The 13,008-nt window shown below is 44.0% G+C and carries 10 protein-coding genes; 6 read left to right on the forward strand and 4 right to left on the reverse strand.

Annotation, left to right across the window (positions count from 1 at the left end):
- Nucleotides 1-91: 91 nt before the first annotated feature.
- Nucleotides 92-2,524: a hypothetical protein gene (locus tag ACX5KA_RS11285; RefSeq protein ID WP_458731189.1), complete on the reverse strand. Its 2,433-nt coding sequence runs from the start codon at nt 2,522-2,524 to the stop codon at nt 92-94.
- 327 nt (nt 2,525-2,851) lie between these two features.
- Here ACX5KA_RS11285 and pheS point away from each other — a divergent pair, with 327 nt between their 5' ends.
- From pheS to ACX5KA_RS11310, 5 genes are all read left to right on the forward strand, one after another.
- Nucleotides 2,852-3,832 carry a phenylalanine--tRNA ligase subunit alpha gene (gene pheS, locus ACX5KA_RS11290; RefSeq protein WP_015066912.1) on the forward strand — a complete coding sequence of 327 codons (981 nt, stop codon included), beginning with the start codon at nt 2,852-2,854 and terminating at the stop codon, nt 3,830-3,832.
- 14 nt (nt 3,833-3,846) lie between these two features.
- Nucleotides 3,847-6,234 carry a phenylalanine--tRNA ligase subunit beta gene (gene pheT, locus ACX5KA_RS11295; RefSeq protein ID WP_458731190.1) on the forward strand — a complete coding sequence of 796 codons (2,388 nt, stop codon included), beginning with the start codon at nt 3,847-3,849 and terminating at the stop codon, nt 6,232-6,234.
- Between the two features lie 3 nt (nt 6,235-6,237).
- Nucleotides 6,238-6,537 carry an integration host factor subunit alpha gene (gene ihfA / locus ACX5KA_RS11300; RefSeq protein ID WP_012518129.1) on the forward strand — a complete coding sequence of 100 codons (300 nt, stop codon included), beginning with the start codon at nt 6,238-6,240 and terminating at the stop codon, nt 6,535-6,537.
- Between the two features lie 115 nt (nt 6,538-6,652).
- The gene (locus tag ACX5KA_RS11305; protein ID WP_458731191.1) at nt 6,653-7,198 is read left to right on the forward strand and encodes a hypothetical protein; all 546 of its coding nucleotides are present in this window, start codon (nt 6,653-6,655) and stop codon (nt 7,196-7,198) included.
- 485 nt (nt 7,199-7,683) lie between these two features.
- Complete coding sequence (locus ACX5KA_RS11310) at nt 7,684-8,277, forward strand: hypothetical protein (RefSeq protein WP_283619559.1); 594 nt, start codon at nt 7,684-7,686, stop codon at nt 8,275-8,277.
- 60 nt (nt 8,278-8,337) lie between these two features.
- On the opposite strand, the gene ybaK is transcribed toward ACX5KA_RS11310, so the two are convergent.
- Together ybaK and ACX5KA_RS11320 are read right to left on the reverse strand one after the other, a co-directional pair.
- The gene (gene ybaK / locus ACX5KA_RS11315; RefSeq protein ID WP_458731192.1) at nt 8,338-8,808 is read right to left on the reverse strand and encodes a Cys-tRNA(Pro) deacylase; all 471 of its coding nucleotides are present in this window, start codon (nt 8,806-8,808) and stop codon (nt 8,338-8,340) included.
- Entirely contained in the window at nt 8,805-11,234 is a 2,430-nt protein-coding gene (locus ACX5KA_RS11320; protein ID WP_458731193.1) for a penicillin acylase family protein, read from the reverse strand. Before ACX5KA_RS11320 ends, ybaK begins: the two co-directional genes overlap by 4 nt.
- Nucleotides 11,235-11,332: 98 nt before the next feature.
- On the opposite strand from ACX5KA_RS11320, the gene nagZ reads away from it, so the two are divergent.
- Nucleotides 11,333-12,343 (forward strand): beta-N-acetylhexosaminidase, encoded by a 1,011-nt coding sequence (gene nagZ, locus ACX5KA_RS11325; RefSeq protein ID WP_458731208.1) that lies wholly within the window; start codon nt 11,333-11,335, stop codon nt 12,341-12,343.
- 130 nt (nt 12,344-12,473) lie between these two features.
- Here the strand turns inward: nagZ and ACX5KA_RS11330 are convergent, their stop codons facing one another.
- Complete coding sequence (locus ACX5KA_RS11330) at nt 12,474-12,989, reverse strand: cob(I)yrinic acid a,c-diamide adenosyltransferase (protein ID WP_458731194.1); 516 nt, start codon at nt 12,987-12,989, stop codon at nt 12,474-12,476.
- Nucleotides 12,990-13,008 lie beyond the last annotated feature (19 nt).

Here is a 13,008-nt window from a genome sequence, read left to right on the forward strand (position 1 = left end):
TAAAAATTAAGCATTCATGCTCTCACCCTGTCTATAAAATGAGATAAGATAGGCAGTTTAACAAAGTTAGTTACAGTCTCGCTTCAATATATTAGCATCCTTTGTGTCTGTCTAAAGTACTCAAAGCAACCTTCACAGCAGCTCCAACATGTTGAAGTAAGTATACAAAATTACCGTCTTCGGAAAACTCAATATCAACAACGCCACTTTCATTAGGCATAAGGCAAGTCATATCAAACCAGCTATCATTGTTTTCAGTCTTAAAAAGAACTTTTCCTTCAGGTTTACCGCTCCAATCAATTGCGCCTGCAATGTAAATGGTTTTATCTGGTGATTCTTCCAAGCTTAAAAAAGCTGAGGCTGTAGGTACTTTTAATATCTCACTAAATGAATTTTCACTTTCGTTATATTTATAAATTACGGCTCCGTTACGAGAACCCAATAAATACAGCGTGCCTTCTATATTTTCTAAGCTGAATGCCCATAGTCCTGTCGGAGCTTTAACTGCGCGTAAAAATTCACCTGTAGCGATATCGTTAAAGTATAGTTTTTCCTCATTATCTATGTGGTAAGTAACCAACTCTCCTCCATAGGTGGTAATAGCTCGGTAAACTCTATTTCCTTCGGTCGAGAATAGCTTCTCACTAGTGTTATCTATAACTTCGCCGTTACTTCCATTTGTTGATTCGGATAACTTGTATAAGCCACCTATAGCTCCATCTTTATATACTAGAACTCCTTCTGCCATAATGAGCTTTCTAGAATAGCTTTGCCCCCAAAATGCACTGGAACTTACTCGGCTTGTTGAGCCATCTATTCTTTGAATATTAAGTAGATTATCCTCTTTGTTAGCTGAAATAAGGTAGTCTTGAGGTAAGTTCCATGGTGAAAGTGTCGCGAAAACACTATGTTCGTTGCTATCAACAGACCACGAATGCCCAGCAAGCTGCCAGTCTGATGCTTTTCTAGGAAAGACTGTCTTGAAATTATTCGAGGTGTCTAGCTTCATCGATACTAAGCCGTTGTCCATACTTGTGATATATAGTTTGCCACCGGTTATATGAATGTCAGTCCCTACAATGTTACTTGCGTTGCGTGATTTTTCATAAATTTTCTCAGTATTTATGTCGTACGTATATATACCCCAAAAATCACTAAACCACAGCTTTCCCCAAACAGAGTGTGGAGTTCCTAACGGCTTCGTTATAGTTTGCCCCCTTTGCCTATGGGGTAGTGATGTATCATATTTTACTGGAACTTTAGTTCCAATTGTTAAGCTTTGGTCTTTTAGTTTTAAGTGATATAAATTAGCACTCCATGTGTTTCCTAATGCAATTAGGTGGTTGCTGTACGTAGCAGTGTCAGTTAGAACGTTGACGATAGATTTATTATTCAAATTTACATTGACTGGTACAAATGACCCTAATTCATATACGTTTTTTTGCGTAAATATTAATGGTCGAGAATCTCTGTCCAGTTTAGATATTCTCAATATATTTTTAGGAAAAGAATACTCTAGGCTATGAGTGCCGTCTGTTTTGTTTATTCTGTAAAGTTTTTTACCATAGTATCCAAATACATAATTGTCATTGTATTCGTCGCGATAGATACCACTTAGCTTGCTTATCGAAAGGCTCGTTTTACTGACACTCCCCGTATTATCAATACAACCAAGAAAAGGCTCTAACGCGGCAAAGCAAGTAGTTCCATTAGCTAATGTCGTAAACAGTTGAAGAGTAGTATGTCGATAGGTTTTTAACTTTAGACCGGTAGAAGACCATGTATTTTCGTTCGAGAACTCGAGAATTTGATTCTTAGTAGCAGCGAGTAAAGTACCATTATGAACAAGTAGGCCAGTAATATTGTAATTAGTTAGCCCCTTGACGAGAGGGTCCCAACCAATACCGTTAAATTTCCATACCCCAGTAACATCTGAAGATGCATAGACTTCGTTATTGAATTCGACAACGCTGCTAAATGCACCACCGCCGCCCCAGCCCAAATGTGTTACTTCTTGTTCTGCATCCGAAGCAGACGGGCTCATAACTACTGTGGGGTCTAGGTTGGCTTTTACGACTAATTCAATTGTTTCTGCTTCGCTTAGAAGGTTTAGGCGCTTAGTCGTTTCAGTAATTAAACTAGCTCGGTTGGGGAAGAGTAATAATAAAATACCTAATTTATCCTTTACACTTTCGCCCTTGTCACTTTGCAAGTTCATCAGAACATCCGACTCTTTTTCTGAAATTGAAAGCAAAAGACCTGATTTGTACATTTCAGTTATTTGAGCAACTTGTATTTCGGTAAATTTTTGTTGACCGCTCTCGTTGAGAAACTGTTCCATATCTCTCTTAATATCAGAATTTTCAGCCTTATTTGAATTATGCAAGGCAATTAGAATTTGGTCTCCAAGCTGGCTAGGTGGGCTTAGTTTCGTTAAATTGGACGTGCACGAAACTACTGTTATGCTAAAAAATAAAACAGTAATGAGCTTAAATGTCGAAATGTAGAATACTTGGACTTTCATATGAAATTCCTTGGTTTAGCTTTTTGAGGATAGCCATACTTTCAGCTACGAGAAAATAAAATGGAAAGCATTAAAGATATACACCTGTTTAAGTGTAGTTAGACGACACCCATCACACAAGATTGAATCTAAAATATTATATGCTTCTTAAATTCGTAATCATATAGTCAGGTTTCCACACAAATTTTCGCCATTATCAGCTATATAGGGTAGCGGTAATGTCTGTCACTCGTGTAAACTACCGCTTTTATTTCAGGCAAGCCTTAGCGCACAGAAAAATTCTTCCTATGCTTTGGCCATGCAGTCATCATGTAAATTGAGGAAAACATGGAGCTTGACGCTATTATCAATCAGGCACAAAGCCAGATTGACGCTGCACAAGATGCAGCCACATTAGACCAAGTTAGGGTCGAATTCATGGGTAAGAAAGGTAAACTTACCGACTTACTTAAAGGGCTTGGAAAGTTATCGAACGAAGAACGTCCAGCCGCAGGCCAAAAGATTAACCAAGCTAAGCAGGTTATTCAGCAAGCTATTTCTGCAAAAGGTGAGTTTTTACGCACTGAAGAGCTTAACAAGAAGCTAGCAGAAGAAGCGATTGATGTTACTTTGCCTGGCCGTACTGAAAAGCCTGGTAACTTGCACCCAGTTAGCCGCACGATTGCGCGCATTGAATCTTTCTTCGGTGAGCTTGGCTTCTCGGTTAAAACTGGCCCTGAAATTGAAGATGGTTTTCACAACTTCGATGCACTGAACATTCCTGCGAATCACCCAGCGCGTGCCGATCACGATACCTTTTACTTTAACCCAGACATGATGCTTCGTACGCAAACCTCTGGTGTTCAAATTCGTACTATGGAAGCAGAAAAACCGCCATTGCGTATTATCTCGCCAGGGCGCGTGTATCGTAACGACTACGATCAAACTCACACGCCAATGTTCCACCAGGTGGAAGGCTTGATGGTTGATAAGAACGTTAGCTTTACCGACCTTAAAGGTATTTTGCACGACTTCTTACATCACTTCTTTGAAGAGTCGCTAGAGATTCGGTTCCGTCCATCTTACTTCCCGTTTACTGAGCCTTCAGCTGAAGTAGACGTTATGGGGAAAAACGGTCAGTGGCTTGAAGTACTAGGCTGCGGCATGGTGCACCCAAATGTACTTAAAGCTGTGGGTATCGACCCAGAAGAGTACACAGGTTTTGCCTTTGGTATGGGCGTAGAGCGTTTAACTATGCTTCGTTACGGTGTTAACGACTTGCGCGCGTTCTTTGAAAACGATCTTCGTTTCCTTAAGCAGTTCAACTAAGGCAGAGAGTACACATGAAATTCAGTGAAAAATGGTTAAGAGAGTGGGTTAACCCGTCGCTGTCGGCACATGAGCTGTCTGAACAGTTGAGCATGGCTGGCCTAGAGGTAGACGGCGTTGAACCAGTAGCAGGCGATTTTAAAGGCGTGCTAGTAGGTGAAGTGGTTGAGTGCGGTCAGCACCCGAATGCCGATAAACTGCGCGTAACTAAAATTAACGTAGGTGGCGATGAAATACTAGATATCGTTTGTGGTGCACCTAACTGTCGTCAGGGCATTAAAGTAGCGGTAGCAGTTGTTGGCGCAGTATTGCCAGGCGATTTTAAAATTAAAAAAGCGAAGCTTCGCGGAGAGCCGTCATTCGGTATGCTATGTAGCTTCTCTGAGCTAGGTATTAGCGACGACCACGATGGTATTATCGAGCTTCCAGCTGATGCACCTATTGGCACAGACATTCGCGATTATCTTGGTCTTGATGACAACGCAATCGAAGTAGACCTAACCCCAAACCGTGCAGACTGCTTGGGTATGCGCGGTATTGCCCGTGAAGTTGGCGTACTTAATAACCTTGACGTGTGCGAGCCTGAAGTAGCGGCGGTAAACGCAACTATTGAAGATAAATTATCAATTACGTTAAGCGCTGACGACGCATGCCCACGTTATTTGGGCCGTGTGGTTAAGGGCGTTAACGTTAAAGCAGCATCGCCACTGTGGTTAGTTGAAAAGCTACGTCGTTGCGGTATTCGCAGCATCGACCCCATTGTAGATGTAACTAATTTTGTATTGCTAGAGCTTGGCCAGCCAATGCACGCGTTTAACCTTGCCAGTATTGAAGGCAATATTAACGTGCGTATGGCGAATGAAGGCGAAGCCCTTACGCTACTTGACGAAACCGAAGCTAAGTTACAAAGCAATACGTTAGTTATTGCTGATGACAAGAAAGCGTTAGCAATGGCGGGTATTTTTGGTGGCTTACACTCTGGTGTAACTACTGAAACTCAAGACATTTTGCTTGAAAGTGCTTTCTTTAGCCGTGATGCGATTATGGGCCGTGCCCGTCAGTACGGTTTACACACCGATGCATCGCACCGTTACGAGCGTGGTGTAGACCCACAACTTCAGCGCAAAGCCATGGAGCGCGCTACTGCACTGGTACTAGAAATTTGCGGTGGTGAAGCTGGCCCAGTAGTTGAAGCCGTGGCTGAAGACAAGCTACCTAAGCAAGCTACGGTTACGCTTCGTCGCGAACGTTTATCTCGCGTACTAGGCATTAGCATTGACGATGCGAAAGTAACGAAAATGCTAAACCGCCTTGGTTTAGACGTAACGCAAACTGAAGCCGGCTGGGAAGCAGTTGCGCCAAGCTATCGTTTTGATATTTCAATTGAAGAAGATTTGATTGAAGAAATTGCGCGCGTATACGGCTACAACAACATTCCAAACGTGGCGCCAAAAGCGACGTTGGCAATGCTACCTTCGCAAGAAGCCAAGCTGCCGCTAAACACTATGAAGTCGTTGCTTTTAAGCCGTGGCTACAATGAAGCAATTACTTATTCGTTTGTTGATCCTAAAATTCAAAACGCATTATTCCCAGACGTAAAGGGTATGGTGTTACCACACCCAATTTCATCTGATATGTCGGTAATGCGTGTAAGTTTATGGCCGGGTTTGCTAGGTGCGACTGCTTATAATCAGAAGCGTCAGCAGCAACGTGTTCGCATGTTTGAAACCGGATTACGCTTTATTCCTCAACAAGATGCGCCAAATGGTGTATTGCAACAGCAAGTAATTGGTGGTGTAGTAGCAGGGCGTCGTAATGAAGAACATTGGGACTTGGGCGACAGCCCGGTTGATTTCTTCGATGCAAAAGCCGACGTTGAGGCGTTATTGGCACTTACAGGCAGAACCGGTGAGTTCCAGTTCGTTACAGGGCAACACAGTGCGTTACACCCTGGCATGACGGCAAAAATTTTGCTTAATGATGAAGAAGTTGGCTATATTGGTGCTATACACCCGCAGTTCACTAAATTGCTTGGTGTTAACGGCCGTGTATTTGTGTTCGAACTAGTGGTTGATGCCATTACCGATCGCAAGTTACCGTCAGCTGTACCAGTATCGCGCTTCCCATCGAATCGCCGTGATATTGCTATTACGGTTAAAGATGAAGTGCGTGTAGGAAATGTACTTTCTTACATAGAAAATATTGGCGTAAATCAACTAGTTGCTCTAAACTTGTTCGATGAGTACAAAGGCAAGGGAATTGAGCCTGGCTATAAGAGCCTTGCTTTGTCACTTCATTTACAAGATCCGGATAAAACCTTGGAAGAAGCTGAAATTCAGCAAGCTGTAGATACTGTGGTTAAAGGTCTGGAATCTGAGTTTGGGGCCGCGTTAAGAGAGTAAACTATGGCATTGACCAAAGCCGAGATGGCTGAACACCTATTCGAGAAACTAGGCATTAACAAGCGTGATGCGAAAGATCTGGTAGAGCTTTTTTTCGAAGAGATTAAAGGCGCTCTGGAATCTGGTGAGCAAGTAAAACTGTCAGGTTTTGGTAACTTTGACCTGCGTGATAAAAACGAACGTCCTGGCCGTAATCCTAAAACCGGTGAAGACATTCCAATTAAAGCGCGCCGCGTGGTTACATTCCGCCCGGGTCAAAAATTGAAAAGCCGAGTTGAAAACTCTGAGCCTGTCGACCAATAATCTTTAGGTCGTTACAATACTGAAAAAAGAGCGGGGTCTCTCGCTCTTTTTGTATTGCTTCTTTTTAACAGTGCACCCGCACTGATTTTCATATGCAATTTCTTTGGAGGAAAGTGTGAAAAAAGCACTTGTTGTTCTTGCTATTATTATTGCCGCTACCTTTTCATGGTTTGCATATTTGTCGGTAGATGCAGACAACCGAGATCAAGATGCAGCGCAAGTTCCACTTATAACGGTAATGGAAATTCTTCACGCAAGCGATTTGCAAGCAGGCGTTAAGCAGGCTGTTAAAGATGGAAATGACGAAGCTGTTGATTCATGGATGGTGCAGGCCCGTGAGGTAGGGCGGGCTGCTAGTCTATCTTCTGAAGATATGGATTATCTTAATTCAGAAGTTGCGAAAGACTACGTAGTATTCAATGCCAAGCGTCAGCTGTACAACGAAGCGTTTGAAGCGCGTTATTATGCATTGGAAGAGGTAGAAACGCTTAAAGAGCAGTATCCGGAAGCCAAAGACTTGTTTGCTCGCACTGATGCGCTGATTGAAAAGCGTGACGCAATTATTCAACAAATAGCGGTAGCTATTTCGGGCAACGAACAGCCCGACGAAGCAGCCCTTGAAGAAGCGCGCAAGCAATGGTTAGCGCAGGCGGCTAATTAGGTTATGATTTAGGTTATGACTTAGGCTATTGCTCGCGCTGCACTCAAACACTCATCAGAAACCTATACCACAGACCAGCTTCATACCCCTTCCTACTTTTCGTACTATAAATTTGTTGAAAGCCTGATTTGAAGATGTACGCAATTTGGCGTACATTTGTCGTGCGTGTGGAGTGCTGGGTGGGTTACAAGGAAATAAAGCGACAGATCATTGACTGTCTAAATAAAGGATACGTTTCCCATGAGCAGAGGAACGATATTGACGTTAAAAATTTATTGGCAATTGGGCAAGTGTCGCTTAAGGAAGTTGCCGAAATTATAGGTCGAAGTCGAGGAAACGATTATTCGCCCAGCCTTCATCATTTTGATAGCAGCATTACGGTACACATAATTAAGACTAGGCGAGCCGGTCATAATTGGTATGTTAAATGGTATTTCGTAGAGCCGAATAGCGTTTGTATTCGCGTACATCATTAAGGAGAAGATATGAAAATTTTCAAAGTCGGCGAGTCGCAGAAAGCGGCATGCAGCACGTGCCAGTCATTTGAAAATGCGACATTTCAACTTAGAGATGTTCCTTTCAGTGATGGTACGGGAGTGGTTAAAAAGGTTTTGGTGGGGGTATGCGATAAGTGTGAAAGCGTAACCGTGTTACCTCACCAATCTACACCTGCGGTTAAACGTCAATATGAAGCAAAGCGAAAGCCAGTGGAAGGGCGTTTACCTGCGCATTTAATCGATATTCTAAATTTAGCGACGATGGAAATTGGTGCAACTACAGACTTTGTTCCAAGCATGATGAAGTACTACATTCACTCATTGTCTGAAGATGAAAAGTCAGCAAAAAAGATAGCGAGTTATCTTCAAAGTGACTTGGCAAAAGGCAGATCAGAAAAGCGCCTATCGCTAAAAGGGCGTAAGATATTCGAAGACATAGAGCACCTTAAATCACTCTCTCACATAGAGAACACTACTGATTTATTGAAAGGTATTATCCTCAAGATAAACGAAGATGTGCTGGTTAAAAAAAGGCTTAAATCAATCGAAAACCTTAAGAACATAATGGCGGCAGTCGCGTAACCAAAAGCTGCATTGTAAGTTTTTGCTAACGTATCTAACGATATATTGGATTGCGCTAAGTTAACTTACCGAAATATCCGCAAATTGAGCACCGGTCAGCAAAGCTAAATCGGCAGGGGAAAGCGCCACTTCTAACCCTCGCTTTCCTGCGCTTACGTGCATAGTGGCAAGGCCTTCAGCACTTTTGTGAATTACGCTGGCTAACCGCTTTTTCTGGCCCAACGGGCTTACTCCACCTAACACATACCCCGTGGCAACCATCACCGCGTTTGCTTGGGCCATTTCTACCTTTTTCACACCTAATGCTTTCGCCATTTTCTTTTCGCTTAGCTTGGTGTTTACCGGTACTACAGCAACAGCCAGTTTGTTGGTATCTGTACTCACCACTAAGGTTTTAAATACGGTATCGGCGTTAAGGTTTAGTTTTTCAACGGCTTCCAGACCATAAGACGCAGCATTGGCATCGTGGTCGTATTTTAAAACCGTATGTGCGATACGTTTTTTAGTAAGCAGTGTGATTGCGGGTGTCATTCAACCTCTTTTTTATAGAATGTTCGGCTGTGAATAGGCTCGCTCGGTAGTAGGGGCGTTGCCGCGTGAGTGGCGTAGTCGTTAAAACCTGCTGTAAAAAATTCTGACAGCGGATGACCGCTCTGCCCACCAGGTAAGGTTAAAATGGCATCTTCTAAGTGACCTGGGCTTACAAAAAATCGCTCCGATGCGCCAAAGCTAGGGGCTTGCACTGCGGGCATGTAAGTATCGCCAAAGCCTTCCACTTGCTGCATATTTAACATGCTTCCTATTAATGGAATTTGACTAGCGAAGGGGTGCTCTACCGATAGGGCATTAACCTTACCCCAAGCTAGGGCTTCCATATCAGCTTCTACCGGAGAATACTTATCTAGTAACTTGTGTTTGGCTCGGCGGTAAGCGTCTACCAGTAACTCGTCGAAACTTTCAGTGTCTGCAGGCAACCAAGAATCAGGTTGGCTATGGATAAGCTGCCAGGTAGCTGGTTCAATACCTCTAAGCAGACTACGGCTGTTTACACCTTGTTGATCTAAGTTCGAAAGTAAACCACCAAAAAGGGTTTGTATCACTTCGCGCCTAAAGTGTTTAACTAAGGTATAGCCCACTGAGTCTTCACATGCGCATTCACTCCAAGTGTTCAGATAAGCAAGATCTGGCTTAAACTCAATATCTTGCATGTTCAGCAAGCCGTATAATAGGTGTTGCCACGGAATAAGAAAGCGAGCGTGATTATCTAACTGTATGGCGTAGAAATCGGTTTCACTGAAGGTGTCTTTTTCAAACAGCCTGTCTCTTATCTGCTGGCCGCGAGCACCCAGGGCATAGCCACCGTCGCCCCATACCTTGAAATCTTCAGCTGATATTACTCTGGCATTGGCTGTCCATATTCTTCCCATTTCAGGGTTTAACAGCATCGGCAGTTTTTTAGCGCGTTCTGGCATCGTCGCGTCTTGCTGTTTTATAGCGGTGAACGACGCTGACTGCCTATCCATTACCGCGCCGCCAGGTAGCCACGCGGCATTACCGGTTTCATCTACAATAACTAAGTTTTGTGTTGGGATAGCAATGCGTTTGCCTATAGTAATAGCTTTTTGAACATCCTTTATGGTGCCGAAATTTATGATACCCAAATTAGCAGCAAAGGGATGATGCGCGACCCAGTTTAGCGCGTAACGTTTGCCGTTAAGTTCTCTTACAGGACCGTACTCGCTTACTTCAAATGTGAACTCATGCTCACCGTCCGGTAGGGGGATACGCTCTGTTACAGTGTTAGTAGGCGTTGTATTATCTAGCTCTATCCAATCTACATTATCAAGGTTCGCGTTTGTAAAGCCCCACGCGATATGACCGTTGGTACCCACCACTATTCCTGGTATACCTGGTAAAGAAACGCCCGTTACCTGCACCTTGCTACCCGATTCCTGGTAGTTAAGCTGGGCGCGATACCAAATAATAGGTACCCGCAAGCCTAAGTGCATGTCGTTTGCTAAAAGGCCTGCACCTGTTGCGGTGTGACTTCCGGTAACCGCCCAATTATTACTGCCGATATCGGGAAGTTCGGTACCCATGTATTGGGCACGAGCAATTGCCGTATTGTTGTATTTTATATGGTTTGCGCTAGGTGGTGAGGCGTCTTGCTCTGTGTTTAAATCCGTGTTTTCTCCAGTGCCTTGTTCAGAATGTTGGTCGCGTTCGCTGCCTTGCTCATTAATAACGGCACGCAGCGAAGCAGGGTACTGTGGAATTTCAGCCTCTAGTAATGGTATTTCGCTGGCATCTAACGCTGCTTGGTAGTTGCTAGGCTGCGTGATAAACCCATAAATATCGTTCCCAAAGGTTGTGAGCAAAGCTTCTCTTGCTAAATCTAGTTCTACCTGAGTACCTTGTAAGTCTAAATACATACTGTAAATAACAAGAATACTGTCGGTGGGTTGCCACTGTTTTATGTCAACACCTGCGGCTAGGTACTCAAAAGGCGGTAGAGTGTATTCCGACAAAGCGTCATTAACACCGTGCGCATAGCGTACCAAAAGCTCTTGTTGTTTAGAGGGAAGGTAATCAAACACGGCTTTTGCACGTTTTTCGAATTGGTGAAAGCGGGCTTTTTTATCAATGTCTAGGGCTACATCACCCACCCATTGCGACAAACTTCCCGAAGCGGCGCGCCGCTGTAAGTCCATTTGAAAAAAGCGGTCTTGTGCGTGGGCAAAGCCTAAAGCGTAGGCTGCATCGAAAATATCGTCGGCGTTAATGACGGCATGACCTAAGCCGTCGCGGCTTAACTCGGTGGGTGCGTTTACGTGATAGGTGGCACTATTGCCATCAAGCGCGGGTAAGCTTAGCCGAAGCGATATATAAAGCCACAAAGCCACTATTAGAAGCAGTGTTAAAACACTTAAAACCAACCACTTGAACCAATTTATCACGTGTAAAACTCCCTATTTTTCTCTATCCTAACCACAGAACTAGCAAAATTGAAGTGATGTTTTATGACACATACTAAGGCGGTGCCGTGGGGCCATTAATGTTGGATTGTCAGGCCGAAGAACTTCTGCCTGAAGAAAAGGAAAAATTAGCCCATCCTGTTGTGGGTGGCGTAATTTTATTTAGTCGTAATTATCATGACAAACGCCAGCTTTTTGAACTGGTTAAAGATATAAGGCGCTATGCAAAACGCCCAGTGCTAATAGCCGTCGATCATGAAGGGGGGCGCGTTCAGCGCTTTCGCGAGGGCTTTACCGCTATACCTGCAATGGGTGATATTTTAAAGCAGTCAGAACATCAGGATGAAAGTGCAGCGTACGCTAAGGCGTGCGGGCTAGTATTAGCCCACGAGCTTAAAACTCTAGATATCGATTTTAGCTTTGCGCCGGTGCTTGATATTAACGGTGTGTCGCAAGTTATTGGCGATAGAGCATTTGCTGACAATGCACGTGAGGTCATACGCCTTGCTACCCACCTTATTCAAGGGTTAAAAGCTGTGAATATGCCTGCTATAGGAAAGCACTTTCCAGGGCACGGCAGCGTGGCGCCAGACTCGCACATAGCACTACCAGTAGATGAGCGCGATTTTGAGGAGATACGTAGCACCGATATGGTGGTGTTTGATCGATTAATAGGGCGTGCAATGCTTGATGGCGTTATGCCTGCCCATGTTATTTATAGCCAGGTGTGCGATAAACCGGCTGGGTTTTCACCAAAGTGGCTGCAAGATGTGCTTAAGCGTGACATGAGCTTTGGTGGCGCTGTATTTTCTGACGATTTGTCTATGCATGGCGCAAGCGTTGCCGGAAGCTATGTTGAGCGTGCTGAGACAGCGTTAGATGCAGGCTGTGATATGGTACTTGCCTGTAACAACCCCGAAGGGGCCGAGAGTATTCTAGATGGATTAGAAGCACGCTTTTCTAACTTGAAAGAGGGCGACTCAAAGAAGCAAGAGAAAGTTATGGCGCTTTACGGGCGGGTTATGCCTGCAGGGCTTAATGATAAGTACGACAGTGCCGTTGAGTTGATAAAGCAATTAAGCGAACGGTAGGTGTTATACCTACCGTTTTATTCATCGTTTATATTAGTAAGTTATCTCGGTGTACGTTTGTCTGCTCTATAGCTGATTTAATGAGTGCCTGTTTCCTTGGGCGCATCACTGGCAATTCGATACCTTCACTTTACACCTTAGTTTCGTCTACACCGGCTTCAACATTCATAAAGCGCGCAAAAGTAAAAAGGAAGTCGCTTAAGCGGTTTAAATACGCGTGTACTACTTCGGGTACGTCGTAGTGTTTGGAAAGGCTGATAACAGCGCGTTCAGCACGGCGACATACAGCCCGGCATACATGAGCTTGCGCAGCAGCTTTGCAGCCGCCGGGCAGTACGAATGACGTATTGGGCGGCATTTTACTTGTAATGGTGTCTATCAGGCTTTCTAGGCTTTCAACGTCGGCTTGCTTTAATGTAGAGCTTGCAGAGATGGCAAAACCAGCTTGGAACAGGTTACGCTGAATATCGTGCAGGATAGGCTGATGTGCTTTATCAACATGAGCGGCTAGCAAACCAATATGGCTATTGAGTTCATCCATGTCGCCGTAGCTCTGTACCACCAAATCATCTTTATCAACACGTACGGCTTTGTCGGCATAAATCTGTGTACTGCCTTTATCACCAGTGCGAGTGTAAATTTTCATAAAAACCAATTCTCTTAAC

This window comes from Alteromonas alvinellae (assembly GCF_902705805.1).

What these genes read in the sequence shown, in the direction of transcription:
- ACX5KA_RS11285 (WP_458731189.1), bottom strand. Translation starts at nt 2,524, where the DNA reads ATGAAAGTCCAAGTATTCTACATTTCGACATTTAAGCTCATTACTGTT.
- pheS (WP_015066912.1), top strand. Translation starts at nt 2,852, where the DNA reads ATGGAGCTTGACGCTATTATCAATCAGGCACAAAGCCAGATTGACGCT.
- pheT (WP_458731190.1), top strand. Translation starts at nt 3,847, where the DNA reads ATGAAATTCAGTGAAAAATGGTTAAGAGAGTGGGTTAACCCGTCGCTG.
- ihfA (WP_012518129.1), top strand. Translation starts at nt 6,238, where the DNA reads ATGGCATTGACCAAAGCCGAGATGGCTGAACACCTATTCGAGAAACTA.
- ACX5KA_RS11310 (WP_283619559.1), top strand. Translation starts at nt 7,684, where the DNA reads ATGAAAATTTTCAAAGTCGGCGAGTCGCAGAAAGCGGCATGCAGCACG.
- ybaK (WP_458731192.1), bottom strand. Translation starts at nt 8,808, where the DNA reads ATGACACCCGCAATCACACTGCTTACTAAAAAACGTATCGCACATACG.
- nagZ (WP_458731208.1), top strand. Translation starts at nt 11,333, where the DNA reads ATGTTGGATTGTCAGGCCGAAGAACTTCTGCCTGAAGAAAAGGAAAAA.
- ACX5KA_RS11330 (WP_458731194.1), bottom strand. Translation starts at nt 12,989, where the DNA reads ATGAAAATTTACACTCGCACTGGTGATAAAGGCAGTACACAGATTTAT.